Origin of the sequence: Serratia sp. YC16, from assembly GCF_009707615.1 — a bacterium.
Taxonomy (GTDB): Bacteria; Pseudomonadota; Gammaproteobacteria; order Enterobacterales; family Enterobacteriaceae; genus Serratia; species Serratia surfactantfaciens.
In genome coordinates this window covers 749,991-766,017 of sequence record NZ_WLYN01000001.1, presented here as the reverse complement: position 1 = coordinate 766,017, position 16,027 = coordinate 749,991, and the positions used below count along the sequence as shown (strand labels likewise).

Annotated in this window: 14 protein-coding genes and 1 riboswitch; of the genes, 4 read left to right on the top strand and 10 right to left on the bottom strand. The window is 57.7% G+C overall.

Going from position 1 to position 16,027, the window contains the following annotated elements; genetic code table 11:
• Positions 1-89 precede the first annotated feature (89 nt).
• Positions 90-908, top strand: coding sequence for a 23S rRNA (guanine(745)-N(1))-methyltransferase (gene rlmA / locus GKN89_RS03535; protein ID WP_063918499.1), 819 nt, complete (start codon positions 90-92; stop codon positions 906-908).
• A gap of 64 nt (positions 909-972) precedes the next feature.
• On the opposite strand, the gene mntP is transcribed toward rlmA, so the two are convergent.
• The 5 genes from mntP to manX form a co-directional block, all read right to left on the bottom strand.
• Positions 973-1,542 carry a manganese efflux pump MntP gene (mntP, locus tag GKN89_RS03530; RefSeq protein ID WP_025159822.1) on the bottom strand — a complete coding sequence of 190 codons (570 nt, stop codon included), beginning with the start codon at positions 1,540-1,542 and terminating at the stop codon, positions 973-975.
• Between the two features lie 7 nt (positions 1,543-1,549).
• A riboswitch (yybP-ykoY riboswitch) is annotated at positions 1,550-1,737 on the bottom strand.
• A gap of 217 nt (positions 1,738-1,954) precedes the next feature.
• The gene (locus GKN89_RS03525; protein ID WP_154746348.1) at positions 1,955-2,413 is read right to left on the bottom strand and encodes a DUF986 family protein; all 459 of its coding nucleotides are present in this window, start codon (positions 2,411-2,413) and stop codon (positions 1,955-1,957) included.
• 54 nt (positions 2,414-2,467) lie between these two features.
• Complete coding sequence (locus GKN89_RS03520) at positions 2,468-3,310, bottom strand: PTS mannose transporter subunit IID (RefSeq protein ID WP_015378157.1); 843 nt, start codon at positions 3,308-3,310, stop codon at positions 2,468-2,470.
• A gap of 15 nt (positions 3,311-3,325) precedes the next feature.
• On the bottom strand, positions 3,326-4,126 hold the full coding sequence (locus GKN89_RS03515; protein ID WP_015378156.1) for a PTS mannose/fructose/sorbose transporter subunit IIC: 801 nt from the start codon (positions 4,124-4,126) through the stop codon (positions 3,326-3,328).
• 56 nt (positions 4,127-4,182) lie between these two features.
• The gene (gene manX / locus GKN89_RS03510) at positions 4,183-5,142 is read right to left on the bottom strand and encodes a PTS mannose transporter subunit IIAB (protein WP_025159821.1); all 960 of its coding nucleotides are present in this window, start codon (positions 5,140-5,142) and stop codon (positions 4,183-4,185) included.
• A 562-nt stretch (positions 5,143-5,704) separates the two neighbouring features.
• On the opposite strand from manX, the gene GKN89_RS03505 reads away from it, so the two are divergent.
• Positions 5,705-7,249 carry a TerC family protein gene (locus GKN89_RS03505; RefSeq protein ID WP_063918498.1) on the top strand — a complete coding sequence of 515 codons (1,545 nt, stop codon included), beginning with the start codon at positions 5,705-5,707 and terminating at the stop codon, positions 7,247-7,249.
• Positions 7,250-7,265: 16 nt separating this feature from the next.
• Here the strand turns inward: GKN89_RS03505 and GKN89_RS03500 are convergent, their stop codons facing one another.
• The 4 genes from GKN89_RS03500 to pabB form a co-directional block, all read right to left on the bottom strand.
• Complete coding sequence (locus GKN89_RS03500; protein ID WP_019452840.1) at positions 7,266-8,852, bottom strand: EAL domain-containing protein; 1,587 nt, start codon at positions 8,850-8,852, stop codon at positions 7,266-7,268.
• Positions 8,853-9,117: 265 nt separating this feature from the next.
• Positions 9,118-10,482 (bottom strand): L-serine ammonia-lyase, encoded by a 1,365-nt coding sequence (sdaA, locus tag GKN89_RS03495; RefSeq protein WP_025159820.1) that lies wholly within the window; start codon positions 10,480-10,482, stop codon positions 9,118-9,120.
• Between the two features lie 448 nt (positions 10,483-10,930).
• Positions 10,931-11,509, bottom strand: a complete 579-nt coding sequence (locus GKN89_RS03490; protein WP_063918497.1) for a CoA pyrophosphatase — start codon at positions 11,507-11,509, stop codon at positions 10,931-10,933.
• Entirely contained in the window at positions 11,506-12,879 is a 1,374-nt protein-coding gene (pabB, locus tag GKN89_RS03485) for an aminodeoxychorismate synthase component 1 (protein ID WP_154746347.1), read from the bottom strand. Before pabB ends, GKN89_RS03490 begins: the two co-directional genes overlap by 4 nt.
• Before the next feature lie 531 nt (positions 12,880-13,410).
• Here pabB and GKN89_RS03480 point away from each other — a divergent pair.
• Complete coding sequence (locus GKN89_RS03480; protein ID WP_154746346.1) at positions 13,411-14,412, top strand: glycosyltransferase; 1,002 nt, start codon at positions 13,411-13,413, stop codon at positions 14,410-14,412.
• A gap of 62 nt (positions 14,413-14,474) precedes the next feature.
• The gene (locus tag GKN89_RS03475; RefSeq protein WP_063918495.1) at positions 14,475-14,720 is read left to right on the top strand and encodes a YoaH family protein; all 246 of its coding nucleotides are present in this window, start codon (positions 14,475-14,477) and stop codon (positions 14,718-14,720) included.
• A gap of 34 nt (positions 14,721-14,754) precedes the next feature.
• On the opposite strand, the gene purT is transcribed toward GKN89_RS03475, so the two are convergent.
• Positions 14,755-15,933 carry a formate-dependent phosphoribosylglycinamide formyltransferase gene (purT, locus tag GKN89_RS03470; RefSeq protein ID WP_154746345.1) on the bottom strand — a complete coding sequence of 393 codons (1,179 nt, stop codon included), beginning with the start codon at positions 15,931-15,933 and terminating at the stop codon, positions 14,755-14,757.
• Between the last annotated feature and the right edge of the window lie 94 nt (positions 15,934-16,027).

Sequence of the window (16,027 nt, the reverse complement as noted above, 5' to 3'; positions counted from 1 at the left end):
TTGGCGGTGAAAGCGAGCGGGGATGCGCCTTGCATCGGGCCGGCGCCTTCTTTAGACTAGCCGCGCCCTGTCTTTCTGGAAGCCCATTCATGTCTTATCAATGTCCCCTGTGTCATCAGCCGCTGCATTTTTCCTCACAACAATGGCGTTGCGACGGCAATCATCAGTTCGATCAAGCGAAAGAAGGCTACGTCAATCTGCTGCCGGTGCAGCACAAGCGATCGAAGCAGCCGGGGGACAGCGCGGAAATGATGCAGGCGCGGCGCGCATTTCTCGACGGCGGATTTTATCAGCCGCTGCAAGAGCAGGTCGCCGAGTGGCTGGATTTGGCGCTGGCGGCCGATGCAGGCGCGTTATTGGACATAGGCTGTGGGGAAGGGTACTACACCGCCGCCGTGGCCGCACGGCTGGCACAGAAACGCAATATGACGGTCTATGGGCTGGACGTCGCCAAGGTGGCGATCCGCTACGCGGCCAAACGTTATCCGGCGGTCTCGTTCTGCGTCGCCTCCAGCCACCGTTTGCCGTTCGCCGACGGGGCGCTGGATGCGGTTCTGCGCATTTATGCGCCTTGCAAGGCGGAGGAGCTGGCGCGGGTGGTAAAACCGGGCGGCGTAGTGGTGACGGTTTCGCCGGGGCCGCGCCATCTGTACCAGCTGAAAGAGCAGGTGTACCAACAGGTGCAGCTGCATGCCGAACAGGACGAACAGTTCGCCGGTTTCGACTGCGAGCGCAAAGAGACGCTGGCCTATACGATGACCCTGCCGGGGACGCAGGCCGCCAATCTGCTGCAGATGACGCCGTTCGCCTGGCGCGCCACGCCGGAGGTGCAGCAGCGGTTGGCCGACGGCGGGGAGTTTGTGTGCGAGACGGATTTCGTCCTGGCGCTGTATCGGCGTCGGGCTTAAAAGCGCCGGGCTCAGAAACAAAAAAACCTGCCGCGGCAGGTTTTTTTTTTGCAGAGCAATCGCCTCAGGCCAGATAACCGAGGTGTTCCAGCAGGATGTTGACGCCGATACCGATCAGCACCACGCCGCCGAGGATCTCGGCGCGTTTGCCCAGCAGCGGGCCGATAAAGCGGCCGATCATCATGCCCAGCGTCGCCATGATCATGGTGGCGCAGCCGATGGCCATCGCGGTGTGCACGATATTCACCTGCAGGAAGGCCAGACCGACGCCGATTGCCATGGCGTCGAGGCTGGTGGCGATGGCGGTGGCGACCAGCAACCAGAAGCCATGACGTTTGACCTTCTCTTCTTCATCGGGCCTGTTGCGCACCCCTTCGACGATCATGCGCATGCCGAGAATGAACAGCAGCGAGAAGGCGACCCAGTGGTCCCATTCCATGATGTATTGACTGGCGAACAGGCCGATGGCCCAACCGATGAGCGGGGTGATCGCTTCGACCACGCCGAAGATCAGGCCGGTGCGGATCGCTTCGCGGAAACGGGGCTGATGCAGACTGGCGCCTTTACCGATCGAAGCGGCGAAAGCATCCATGGACATGCCGAAAGCGAGAATAAGTGTTGCTGAAAGGTTCATGTGAAATAGCCTCGGCCGGGTGGCTCCATATACACGTAACCCACCCCCAACCAAACGACGGAGTTACGTGTCTATGGTCTCGCCAACCTTACCTGGCTGCCCGCACCACGTTTCTTACGGCGAAACGAGTATGTTGATACGGGCGTTTCTGGCGTTTTATTCTCCAGAAACCGGCTACTCCCCAATGACGGCGCAACCATACCATATTATTTCCGCCACCGACAACCTTATTCTGTGGCAATGTCTGTTCTTAATTGAGACTCGTTTTCATTAATCTAATTTCATCTGGGAATATAATGTAGCCAGGGGTAACAATGTTGCGGAAATAATAGTCAGAAGGGAATTGCGCTGCCGATTAATTATCCATAAGCAGCGCAGGGTTTGAGCAATTGAAAAATGACTGTTTCTTTATTTATTGATTATCAACAAAAAAATGATAAATCTTCTCCAGGTCGTCCAGGTGCGTCACTTGAACCAACAACCGACGCTGTTCCAGATCGACGGCCAGAATGCCATCCTCCGATAAATTCATGGCTTTAATGCGGTTATATTCGACAAACACATTGGCGAAGAAAAAACCGTGCGCTTTAAACAGCATCTTGGGGGAGCGAATATAAAAGATATAGATCGCAAGCAGCGCTAAAGAAATAAGCAGATAGGTGGTGAGTACCGCACCATTGTCGGTGACATTGCGGTAAATCAGAATGGCGATCAGGCCGACGAAAATCAGGCTGTCGAGGCGGTTGCGGCGTTTGAGCGGCACTTTAAGCCGCGTTTTGCCTTTCAGCAGATCCATGCCGAGTTCGTCATACAGCGAGTACAGCAACAGCAGGGCGATAAACAGCATCAGTACGGCGTCGGTCAGTGACATCTCTTGCTCCACACATAAAAAAGCCGGGGGTCGCCCCCCGGCCGTTTCTAACGATTACAGGCCCAGCAGGCCAATCCAATAGCCAAAGATGCCGATGACGAAGAAGCCGATGATGATCCACAGCGCGTTGACTTTCTTGCGCAGCAGCCACATACAGGCGAAGGTCAGCAGCAGTGGCACCAGGCCCGGCATCAACTGGTCGAGGATGGTCTGCACCGTGGTGACGTTGGTATGCCCGGTCTGGTCGGTTATCTTGGACACCACCAGCGGGATATTCACGTGCGTCCATTTGTTGACCAGCGCCCCCATGACAAACAGGCCGAGAATGGACGCCCCTTCCGTCAGTTTCTGCAGGAAACCACCGCCCATGTCGTTGACGATATCCACCCCTTTACGGTAACCGTAGGCCACGCCGTAGTAGCGGGTCAGCAGGCGCACCAGGTTGAACAGCACGAAGAACAGGATCGGCCCGAGCAGGCTGCCGCTCATGGCGATGCCGGCGCCGAGCGCGGCGAACACCGGCCGCACGGTGCCCCAGAAGATCGGGTCACCGACGCCTGCCAACGGCCCCATCAAACCGACCTTGATGCCGTTGATTGCGGCGTCGTCAATCGGCGCGCCGTTGGCGCGTTGCTCTTCCATCGCCATGGTTACGCCGAGCACCGGCGCCGCCACGTAAGGGTGGGTGTTGAAGAACTCAAGGTGGCGCTTGATCGCCTGTTTGCGATCGTCATTGTTTTCCGGATACAGGCGGCGGATCACCGGCACCATCGAGAAGCAAAAACCCAGCGCCTGCATGCGTTCGAAGTTCCATGAACCCTGGAACAGGTTCGAGCGCAGGAATACGCCGCGAATATCGGCCGGCGTGAGTTTCTTTTGAGCAGTCGTATCAACCATTTCTCTCACCTATTCCTAGTCGAGTTCGTTATCGAGATCGTTCGCGTTAGCCGGGCCGGCCTGTACAACCTGAGACTTGTTGTATTTCGGGCTGAGCTGGATATACAGCACGGCCATCACCACGCCGATGACGCCGAGCGCCACCAGGTTGAAGTTGGTGAAGGCGGCGGTCACGAAACCGAGATAGAAGAACGGCATCAGGTAGCCGGCACGCATCATGTTAATCACCATCGCGTAACCGACCACCACGATCATGCCGCCGGCGATGTTCAGGCCGCTGGTGACGACTTCCGGGATCGAGTTGAGCAGGGCGTGTACCCCGGCGGTACCGACCGAGATGGCGACGATGACCGCCGGGATGGCGATACGCATCGCCTGCAGCAGCAGGGCACCGACATGGATCCAGCTAATGGCGCGCAGGCTGCCGCGCTCCGCTGCGCTGTCCGCCGCGTGCTGGAAGGCTACGGTGAGGGTACGCACGATGATGGTCAATACCTGGCCGGCTGCCGCCAGCGGAATGGCCAGGGCGATACCGGCACCGACGCTTTGCCCGCCGGCGATGACCAGAATGGTCGAGATGATGGAGGCCAGGGCGGCATCCGGCGCGACCGCCGCACCGATGTTCATCCAGCCCAGGGCGATCATTTCCAGCGTACCGCCGATGATGATGCCGGTTTTCATGTCGCCGAGGATGAAGCCTATCAGGGTACAGGCGACCAACGGACGGTGGAACTGGAACTCGTCGAGGACGGAACCCATCCCGGCGATACAGGCAACGATAAATATCAGCACAATCTGAAGAGTGGTGATCTCCATTGCACTTCTCCTATGACCAAAAAAGCTCTGAGTAAAATAATCAGCGGCTGGCGCCACTAATTGAGTTTGTTAATCAGGTCCATCATTTTTAGCCGGCTGTCGGACGAGACCTTGCGCACCTCCAGCTCGATACCGCGATCGTTCAGTTTCTTAAACGCTTCGATATCTTTTTCATCGACGGATACGGCGTTGTTCACCTGGGTTTTCCCCTGACGGAACGCCATGCCGCCGATGTTGACAGATTTGATATCCACGCCGCCTTCCACCAACCGCCAGACGTCGGTCGGGTTGGTAAACAGCAGCATCACGCGGTCGTTGGCGTATTTCGGGTTGTTCCAGACGCGGATGGCCTTCGCCACGTCCACCACGTGGGCGGTGACGCCCGGCGGGGCGACCTGAGTCAGCAGAGTTTTGCGCACATGGTCGGCAGCGACTTCGTCGCTGACGACGATGATGCGGCTGACGTTGGTCTCTTTGGTCCAGCGGGTGGCGACCTGACCGTGAATTAAGCGGTCATCGATGCGCGCCAGGCCGATTTTCATGTGGTCGTTCGGCCCCAGCGGCGCCTGAGGGGCAGCGGCTTTGGCGACGGGTGCTGCGGGTTTTGCGGGTTCTTCCTGCGGTTTTTTCAGCGCTTTCACGCCTTCGCGGCCGGTTTCCAACGCCAGCGCCACCAGTTCATCGAAAGCGGGGTTGTCGTCCCGCGCCATGAAGGTTTCCACCAGCATCGGAATGTTGACTCCGGTGACGACCTCATAGTGTTCTTTGTCGACCGCAATACGGCTGGCGGCGTTGAACGGGCTACCGCCCCAGGTATCCACCAGGAACAGCACGCCGCCGCTGGTATCCAACCCACTGATTTTTTCATTGTATTTGACGATTAACGTTTCGGCATTCTCACCGGGAACGAAGTCTATAAAGGCGACGTTGTCCTGCTCGCCCAATAGCATCTCCGCCGTTTTCAGCAGTTGTTCCGCTGCAGCCCCGTGTGTGCCGATGATAATAGCTATTGCCACTCGCTACCTCCTCGTTGAACTCCAGGCGCGGTTTGTGTCGTTCCTCCGCGCCGTTTTGGCAGTCACTTCCGCGGTTCAGATACATTATGGTAGAAAAAAAGAAACGCACCCCTAACATTTCTCACGCAGTTTCAAATGCCTGTGCGCGATATTTCACGAACGCGCCATTTATTTTAGTGAGTGAAAAAATATTTTTTGTGACGTTGCTCCGCTATTGAATGCTCGGAGAAATCTTAGCTGTCATGGGGGAGATGACGGAGTGTCATCCTAAACCGTCGTTGAAAAAGCCGCTTTGTCCCCCAGAAAAATCCTGATACAGTAATTTCCTCTTTCATCACTAAGGAGTGAAGGGCCTCAGCCCTCCCTATGGACTGTCACCGAAGTTACTGTTTTTCCAGGTTTCACCCGCCACCTGCTGGCGTTACATATGCTGTTCGGCCGTCCGGCCACCTCCCGGTAACCCCATTCCGTCACCTTGCTATTGTCGACTGCGCCCATGCAGCGGCGGCATCGTCACGTCTGAGCGGCCTGCGCTCATTCCCACTTTTCTCTGGAGTCTGATATGGAATTTTTAATGGACCCCTCTATTTGGGCGGGGTTGCTTACGTTGGTGGTGCTGGAAATCGTGCTGGGCATCGACAACCTGGTGTTCATCGCCATATTGGCCGACAAGCTGCCGCCGAAGCAGCGCGATAAAGCGCGCATCATCGGCCTGTCGCTGGCCTTGTTGATGCGTTTGGGCCTGCTGTCGGTGATCTCCTGGATGGTGACGCTGACCACGCCGCTGTTCAGCGTAGGCGATTTCAGTTTTTCCGGCCGCGATCTTATTCTGCTGTTCGGCGGGGTATTCCTGCTGTTCAAGGCCACCATGGAGCTGCATGAACGGTTGGAGGGGCAGTCGCATCAGGACGGCGCCAACCGCGGCTACGCCAAGTTCTGGGCGGTGGTGGTACAGATCGTGATTCTGGACGCGGTGTTCTCGCTCGATGCGGTGATCACCGCCGTGGGCATGGTGAACGATCTGCCGGTGATGATGGCGGCAGTGGTGATCGCAATGGCGGTGATGCTGCTGGCATCCAAGCCGTTGACCAACTTTGTCAACGCGCACCCGACCATCGTGGTGCTGTGCCTGAGCTTCCTGTTGATGATCGGCCTGAGCCTGATCGCCGAAGGCTTCGGCTTGCACATTCCTAAAGGCTATCTGTATGCCGCGATTGGCTTCTCGATCCTGATTGAATTGTTCAACCAGATCGCGCGCCGTAACTTCATTAAGCATCAGGCGCGTCGCCCGATGCGCGAGCGCACCGCGGAAGCGATCATGCGCCTGATGGGGCAGCAGCGTGCGCAGCAGACGGACGACGCGGTCGCGTTGCCGAGGGATGAAACCTTTGCGGCGGAAGAGCGTTATATGATCAGCGGCGTGCTGACGCTGGCCTCGCGCTCATTGCGCAGCGTGATGACGCCGCGCACCGAGATCTCCTGGGTCGACTGCGAGCGTTCTCGCGAAGAGGTGCGCGCACAGCTGCTGGATACGCCGCACAGCCTGTTCCCGGTATGCCGCGAGTCGGTGGATGAGATTGTCGGCGTTGTGCGCGCCAAGGATCTGCTGGTGGCGCTGGAACAGGGTGAAGATATCGCCGAGTTCGCTGCCCGCACGCCGCCGATCGTGGTGCCGGAAACCATGGATGTCATCAAGCTGCTGGCGGTGCTGCGTCGCGCCAAAGGACGTCTGGTGGTGGTCACCAACGAATTCGGCGTGGTGCAGGGGCTGGTGACGCCGCTGGACGTGCTGGAGGCGATTGCCGGTGAATTCCCGGACGAAGATGAAACGCCTGACATCGTGGCGGAAGGCGACGGCTGGCTGGTGAAGGGCGGGACCGACCTGCACTCGCTGGAGCAGGCCCTGGCCTGCGATGACCTGGTCAGTCCTACCGCCGACTACGCCACTCTGGCGGGGCTGCTGTTGGCCCATTATGGCCAGATGCCGGTAGCGGGGGATACCATCGAGTTGAACCACCTGCGTTTCGATATCGTCGAGGTCTCCGAATACCGCATCGAACTGGTGCGCGTGACCCGCGTCGTGTTTGACGAATCAACGCATTCGTAACCTTCCCGCCGGAGGCTCAGGCCTCCGGCGTATTCTCTTCTGCTTTCCTGACGCGCGATTCGTACTGCTGTAACCACAGCGGGAAAACGTGGATCGGCATCGGCTTGGCGAAATAATACCCCTGTAGGGCATTGACCTCACGCGAGCGCAAATAGTCGGCCTGCTCCGCCGTTTCTACCCCTTCGGCCACCAGTTTCAACTTCAGGCGCTGCGCCAGCGTAATGATGGTGTCGGTTACCGTGGCGTTGACCGCGTCGGTGCCGATGGCGGCGGTAAACCCGCGGTCGATCTTCAACACGTCCGGGCTGAGATTTTTCAGGTAGCTCAGCGAACTGTGGCCGGTGCCGAAGTCGTCGATAGCCAGCATGATGCCCATGTCTTTCAGCGTGCGGATCTGGTCGTACTGGATCGCCGACAGTGCGGTGCGCTCGGTCAGCTCCAGCATCAGTGACGGCATCGGGTGCGCCGGCAGCCAAATCTGACGGATATCGTCGATGATATCGAGCGTTTTAAAGTGCTCGGCGGCGACGTTGATGCTGATGTAAAACGACGGCCGCGGCGGGAACAGCTGCAGGTTTTCCGTCACGGTGTTCAGCAGATAGCGGGTGAGCGGAATGATCAGCTCATGCTGTTCGGCCAATGGGATAAATACGTCGGGCGAGATCCATCCCTGCCGCTTCTTTTTCCAACGCAGCAGCATCTCGACGCCGGCGCAGCGCCCGGTGTCGCTGTGGATGATCGGCTGGCAGTAGACGCGAAATTCCCGATGGGTGATGGCATGGCCGATGTGGTAAGACAGGCTCATGCGGTTAGCGGTAAGCAGATAGACCACATAGGCTGCCAGCAGGCTGATCAGCAGCGCCAGCGGAATATGGCGCGGCAGCGCGGAAAGCGCGAGCATGCCAATCTGTGGCCCGAACAGTGAAATCGAGAAGGGGTACAGCGCGGAACCGGCGGTGTAGCGCAGATCGTTAGTCAGGGTATCGCGGCTCAATATTTCACGGCGGCCATACTCCAGGCTGCTGTCGGCGACGTTCAGCACCACTCGCTGAACATAAGGTTCCTGCGGCTCGAGTAAAAAGTTGGACAGCAGTTCGATATTGAAGACGTGCAGCACGCCGCTGGTTTTATCGGTGGGGGATGGCGTCCACAATACTAACGTGGGGAGACCTTTGCTGACCGCCAGCGAAGGGCGCAGCGCCAACCGGGCGTTGCTGTTGACCAGGGTGGGCATCACTGCGGCCATCTGATAATGGCGGGCGCCGAACAGGCTGGAGCAGTAAATGATGCCGTTTTTCACCAGCAGCATGGCGCGCAGCGCCTGATTTTGCGCGGCGCGAAAACGCAGGGTCGATGAGACGTTCTCGCAGGGCTGATCCAGCATATCCATACTGCGTTCCGCCTGTAGCTGCGCCGGGCTCAACAGTTGGTTGATCTTGCCAACGGTACGGGTGGCCAACGTCTGTTGGCTCTGTTCGATGCTTTTGACCTCTTGATAGTAACGGGTATACAGCGATACCAACAGAATAGCCACGCCCACCGCTCCGGCCAGCAGCCAACGGTAGTAACGATATCGGGACGCGGCGAGGTGGGTCATCAACATCCGGTAAATCCTTGTTCGGTAATCCAGCTCCGAGTCACAGTCAGACCATAGATCCTTAAGTTGCGCTCGGCTAATTCTAGCCTGAGGTTATACAAGATTGATGGTAACTCAGTAAATTATTTCAGTTTGGTAAAACAGAAGGCCAATTTGCAGGCTAACCGTCGGATCGATGAGAAAAATGCAGGATATTTTTGGTGACATTGTCACTAAAGCGGCCAATGAGTTGATTACCCATAAAAAACCCCGCCGGCGGCGGGGTTGTCTGTCAGTCGCATTGCACCTTGATCGCCAGGCCGCCGCGAGAGGTTTCACGGTATTTGGCGTTCATGTCTTTACCGGTCTCGTACATGGTTTCGATCACCTTATCCAGCGAAACGCGCGGTTCGCTGGTGCGGCGCAGAGCCATGCGGGCGGCGTTGATCGCTTTGACCGAGGCGATGGCGTTGCGCTCGATGCACGGCACCTGCACCTGGCCGGCGACCGGGTCACAGGTCAGCCCCAGGTTGTGTTCCATGCCGATCTCTGCCGCCACGCACACTTGCTCAGGGCTGCCACCCAGCAGTTCGGCCAGGCCGGCCGCCGCCATGGAGCAGGCGACGCCCACTTCCCCCTGGCAGCCGACTTCGGCGCCGGAAATGGAGGCGTTCATCTTGTACAGCGCACCGATCGCACCCGCTGCCATAAAGTAACGGATGTAAATGTCGGGGCTGACAGACTCAATGAAGTGATCGTAGTAAGCCAGCACGGCAGGCACGATGCCGCAGGCGCCGTTGGTTGGCGCAGTGACCACGCGGCCGCCGGCGGCGTTTTCTTCGTTAACCGCCAGTGCGAACATGTTGACCCAGTCGATCACGTTCATCGGATCGTTGGACAGTTTGTCCGACGCCACCAGCATGCGGCGCAGCGCGGAGGCGCGGCGCGGTACGCGCAGCGGCCCCGGCAGCACGCCTTCGGTGTTCAGACCGCGATCGATACAGGCGCGCATGGTTTGCCAGACGTTACCAAAGTAGGTGTCGATCTCTTGTTTGCTGTGCAGCGCCAGTTCGTTCTGCATCACCATGCCGGACAGCGACAGCCCTGTCTCGCGGCAGTGGTCGAGCATTTCGCGCGCGGAGTTGAACGGATAAGGCATTTGCAGTTCTTGCTCGGCTGCCTTGCCGAAGTTCTCCTCGTCGACGATGAAACCGCCGCCGATGGAGTAATAGGTCTTGCTGTACACTTCTTTATCGCCGGCGAAGGCGTGAACCTGCATGCCGTTTTCATGCAGCGGCAGGTTGTCGCTGCGGAAGACCATGCCGCCGTCGCGTGGGAAATCGACTTCATGCAGGCCGTTGGCCAGCATCAGGCGTTGACGTTGTTCTACATCGCGAATAAAACCCGGAATGCTATCGATATCGACGGTGTCCGGCATGTTGCCGGCCAGGCCGAGAATGATGGCGATATCGGTATGGTGACCTTTGCCGGTCAATGAGAGTGAGCCGTAAACGTCTACGGCAACACGCGTGATAGAAGGCATCAGGCCTTTATTTACCAGATCGTCGACAAACTGTTTGCCGGCTTTCATCGGTCCAACCGTATGAGAGCTGGACGGGCCGATGCCGATCTTAAACATGTCGAAAACGCTAATCACGCTAAAACTCCTTAAAGAGACGTATTGTTATGGCTGCGGCGGTTAAAAACCACGCAGGGAACAGCGATATTGTAAAAGGGCCGTGCGGGTTCGGCTGCCTTTTTCGCATGAAATTAAATAATCCGTGGTGTCACTTTTTTTACTGATTACCCGGGGCGAACCCTTGTGCGTGGCATCCGCTTTCGCCCAAGCTCCATTAACGGTAATCGCGCCCGCTTTTCCTTGCTGAGCGCCGCCGGCTTAATCCCTGTTTCTACAGTGGTTTATCTCGGACGGTGGTATTTTACAGGTATTTCGTAAGGTTTAAGAGAGGGTTTACAGTTTTTTTAAAACCATTCAACCGCAACGGTAGTTGAAAAAGCGATCAAATGAAGTGATTTCGATCGCTTTACCCGCAGCGGAAAGCCGATAGTCATGCCAGATTGCGAGTCAGATCACGCAATGGAAGCTAAATGCTGACCTGTTGCGCCAGACGTCGAATGATGGCGGCGGTCAGCCCCCAGATAAACTGGCTGTGATACCAGGAGAGATAGATGCGGTGCGTATGCCCGGCGCGATGAATATCGAGCGGATAGTAACGCGACAGGGTCAGCGCCTCCCGCAGGGGCATCTCAAACACGTCCGCCACTTCGCCTTCATTGGCCCGGAACTGCACCTCCGGCGGGATCAGGCCGACGATAGGCGTGACTTGAAATCCGGTGCTGCTGTCGAGCGGCGCCATTTGGCCGAGTACGGTCACCGCTTGCGGCGGTATCGCTACCTCTTCGTGCGCCTCGCGCAGCGCCGTGACGATCGCCGAGCCATCTTCGGCGTCGGTTTTGCCGCCGGGGAAGGCCACTTGGCCGGCATGTTTGCGCAGCGAGTCGGCGCGGCGAGTCAACAGCAGCGTTGGCTCTGAGCGACAGATAATCGGGATCAACACCGCCGCCGGGCGCACGTTGTGCGAGATCTGCGCCGCCTGCGGCAGCTGCAGCTGAAAACGGCTGATAAAGGCGTGCAGAGAGGCTGGTGAATTCGATGGGATCACGACAGCTCACACTCCCCAAGCTGCGGCAGAATGCGGCCTACCTTGTCGAAGGTTTCCTGGTATTCCGCCTGTTCCTCGCTATCCGCCACGATGCCGCCGCCGGCGGAGCAGTGGATGCGCCCGTTTTCGGTGACGAGCGTGCGGATAGTGATATTGGTGTCCATGGTGCCGCAGGCGCTCAGATAGCCGATGCTGCCGCAATAGGCATTGCGGCGCTGCGGCTCCAGTTCTTCGATGATTTCCATCGCGCGCACCTTGGGGGCGCCGGTGATCGACCCGCCGGGGAAGCAGGCGCGCAGCAACGCGGTGGCTGAGGCCTGGTTCGGCAAGATCGCGGTAATGGTGCTTACCAGGTGGTGTACCGCCGGGAATGGCTCCACGGCGAACAGTTGCGGCACCCGTACGCTGCCGGGTTGGGCGACACGGCCGATATCGTTACGCAGCAGATCGACGATCATCAGATTTTCGGCGCGATCCTTGGGAGAATCCGCCAGGCGGCGAGCCTGCGCGGCGTCTTGTTCCGCGTCCGCCAGCCGCGGCAGTGTGCCTTTGATCGGGCGGGTTTGGATGCGCTGTTGTTCCAGCCACAGGAAGCGTTCGGGAGAGACGCTCAGCACGCTGTTGTGCGGCAGGCGCAGGAAAGCGGAGAAGGGCGCGCGGTTGCTGGCGCTCAAGCGGCAAAATGCCTGCCATTCGTCCCCTTGATAGTCGGCGGAGAATCGCTGCGCCAGATTAATTTGGTAGCAATCTCCGTTGTGCAGGTAGTGCTGGATGCGTTGGAATTTCTCGCCGTACTGCCGCCGGCTCATATTGGCGCGCCAGTCGCTCAGCAGCGCAAAAGGGCGTTCCGTCGGCGCGGTTTGATTATTGAGCCAGCGCCAGCGCTGTTCCACGTCGCCATAGCTGAGCAGCGTCAGCGTTTGCAACCGGTGGTCGGCGATAAGCGCCCAGTCATAAATGCCTACCGCCATATCCGGCAAAGTGAGATCGGCGTCGGCCAACTGTGGCAAAGTTTCCACCCGGCGCCCGAGATCGTAGCCGAATAGCCCCAGGGCGCCGCCCTGAAACGGCAGATCTGGATTGAAGGCCGGCTGCCAGCCTTGCGTCGCCAGCTGTTGTTGCAGCAGGGCAAACGGATCTTCCTCAGACAGGCTTGTGACGCCGTCACAACAAATCTCGGTGGTGGCGCCATGGGTGGTGAGCGTAACGCGCGGCTCAGCGACCAGGATATCGAAGCGGTTATGCGAATGCTCGGCAAACCCCGAATGCAGCAGCATCGCCCAAGGGGAGGATGAAAGCGGGGCGAAAAGCGTCATCAGGGCGCTGCGGCTGTAAGGCAAAGACTTTATGTTTGGGGCTGTTACGCTCATGAACGTCAATAAACCTGGCTGTGGGGGCGGCGATATCGGCCGTTAGTGTGCCATAGACGGCCGCGGCATGCATGTCTTGCCATGCGCGACATGAAGCACAGTTCACATAAACAGCAGCTCAATAGACCTTAAATAAGGCATTTTTTGCGCCATTAACTAGACTTCAATATGTTAAAAATTCAGCGTTAAAGTTAGCTGGAAGTATTTCAATCGAGGGCGCGCAACCCGAAGAATATAAAGATTACTCGTTAATTTCGCAAATTTACTGTTTCTCTTCGTTATCAAAAAAAAGAGAAAGGGATGCACCGCCCGGTATTGAGAGGGCGAGGCGATTATTTTTGGATTAACGGTTGATTATATAACGTTTCTTGCCCGTAGCATGAAAAGAGAAAAATAAGACTAATCTTATTTGGCCTGTATTGGAAATGCCTGTGCCTTATCAGCAGCCATTTTCCTCCAGCGCTGAACGGGTGGGTTTTATCTAAAAAAATAAAATTATTATTTTGTTACATTATCATTGAAGAGCTGCCTATGTCGTTAATGCTGAGCGTTATTGTCCCGATGCATAATGCGGGAGAATTACTGGAACCCTTCCTGGCCTCGTTGTTGGCGCAGCGCGAACAACGGTTGGAGGTGATCATCGTCAATGATGGTTCTACCGACGGCTCGGGTGAGACTGCGCACCGTTACGCGGCGCAGCATTCGCATATTAGAGTGATCGATCAGGCCAACGGCGGCGTTTCCAATGCGCGTAATGCCGGTCTTGCCGTCGCCCGGGGCAAATATGTGGCGTTTCCTGATGCCGACGATCTGTTGGCGCCAGAAATGTATTCCACGCTGTTGGAACAGGCCGAGCTGCATCAATTAGACGTGATGCAATGCAATGGCGAGCGCTATTTCGCCAGTGAAGACGAATTACAGCCGATCTTTCCCCAAGAGCGTTTACAGACCACCGATGTTATCACCGGCGTACAGTGGTTCGAACGGGCATTGAAATCGCGAAAATTTATTCACGTTGTATGGCTGGCGATATATCGCCTCGATTTTATCCGCCGGCATCAGCTTTATTTTGAACCAGGGTTACATCATCAGGATATTCCCTGGACGACCGAAGTCATGTTTAATGCCCAGCGGGTCAAGTATTTAAGCACGCCGCTGTACCGTCAACGGGTGCACGACAAGTCGATCAGCAATCGTCGCCGCACCGGCAAAGCAAACGTGGATTATCAACGCCACTATATGAAAATCGTCGAAATGCTGGAGCGCCTCAACTTGCGCTATGCAGGCAGCATTGCCATTCGTCCGGCTTTCCACTGGCAAATCACCCGCGAAGCGTTGGGCATTTGCCACAGCATTCGTCGTGAGCCGGATCCGCTTGCCCAGAATCATATTACCGAAGAGTTTTATCAGCGCGGCATCGACAGAGCGATGTCCGCCAATGCGCGCGGCGTGAAGCAGGGGTGGCATGTCATGCTGTGGCGGCATCGTCTGAAGCAGTGGCGCAGCGATAACGGCTGTTCGCAACCGGCCTGAGGCTTGGGATCCGCCGCATTAGCGCGTATACTCCTTCTCCCTTTTGCCGGAGAGAACGACACATGCATGCAGGTATGCCATTACTGAGTCACGCGGAGCAGCAGGAAGCGGCGGATCGCATCCATCAACTGATGGAGCAGGGCATGAGCAGCGGTGAAGCGATTGCTCGCGTTGCGCAGGAAATTCGTGAGAAGCATCAGGGCGCTCAGGTTGCGGTATTGTTCGATGACGATGATGAAGACGAGCAGCATGAAGTCGCGCCGGATGCGTCGTTGGATGACGATGCCGAAGAAGACGAAGATTATTGATGTTATCGGGGCTGCGTAAGCGGCCCCGTCAGTTTCAGCTTTCAACCGCCACGGCGGCGGCGGCCTGCTTCGCTCGCTCCACCGCGTGTTCAGTGGTGTCCGCGGTGGCCAGCGCAACGCCAAGACGGCGTTGCCCGGCGATTTCCGGTTTGCCGAACAGACGCAGCTGGTTGTGCCCGCGCAATGCGTTTTCCAACCCGCTGAAACGCACATCGCTGCTGGTGAGCTGCGGCAGGATCACCGCCGAGGCGGAAGGGCCGAACTGGCGAATGGCGCCGATCGGCAAGCCGAGAAACGCGCGAACGTGCAGGGCGAACTCGGACAGATCCTGTGAAATCAAAGTGACCATGCCGGTATCATGCGGGCGTGGCGACACTTCGCTGAAGATCACGTCGTCGCCACAGACGAACAGCTCCACGCCGAACAGGCCGAAACCGCCCAGGGCTTTCACGACTTTCTCCGCGATCGCCTGAGCGCGGTTCAGCGCCGTGGCCGACATGCGCTGCGGCTGCCAGGATTCGCGATAATCTCCGTCTTCCTGACGATGCCCGATCGGCTCGCAGAAATGCACGCCATCCACTGCGCTGATGGTCAGCAGCGTAATTTCAAAGTCAAATCTTACCAGCCCTTCGACGATCACTCTGCCGCCGCCGGCCCGGCCGCCCTGTTGGGCATAATCCCAGGACTGTTGCAACTGGTCGGGCGTGCGGATCAGGCTTTGGCCTTTACCGGAGGAGCTCATCACCGGTTTGACGATGCACGGGTAGCCGATATGTTCAACCGCCTGGCGGAAGGCGGCCTCGCTGTCGGCAAAGCGATAGCTCGAGGTGGGCAAACCGAGATCTTCCGCCGCCAGACGGCGAATGCCTTCGCGGTTCATGGTCAGGCGCGTGGCTTCGGCGCAGGGCACGACGCGGTGCCCTTGATGTTCAAGCTCCACCAGCATGGCGGTGGCGATCGCTTCGATTTCGGGAACGATATAGTCCGGCCGTTCTTGTTCGATAACGGCTTTCAGCGCGTCGCCGTCCAGCATATTGATGACGTGGCTGCGGTGCGCCACATGCATGGCGGGCGCATCGGCGTAGCGATCGACGGCGATCACTTCCAGACCTAGGCGCTGGCATTCAATGGCGACTTCTTTGCCCAACTCGCCGGAGCCGAGCAACATGACGCGGGTGGCGGAAGGGCGCAGGGCGGTTCCAATCGTTAACATAGTTTCGTACCTGGATCGGTGAAAGTAAGCGGATTGATGATCGGCGGGCAGTATATACGAAAACGATTGCGTGCACAGCCGTCGCGCCAGTTTT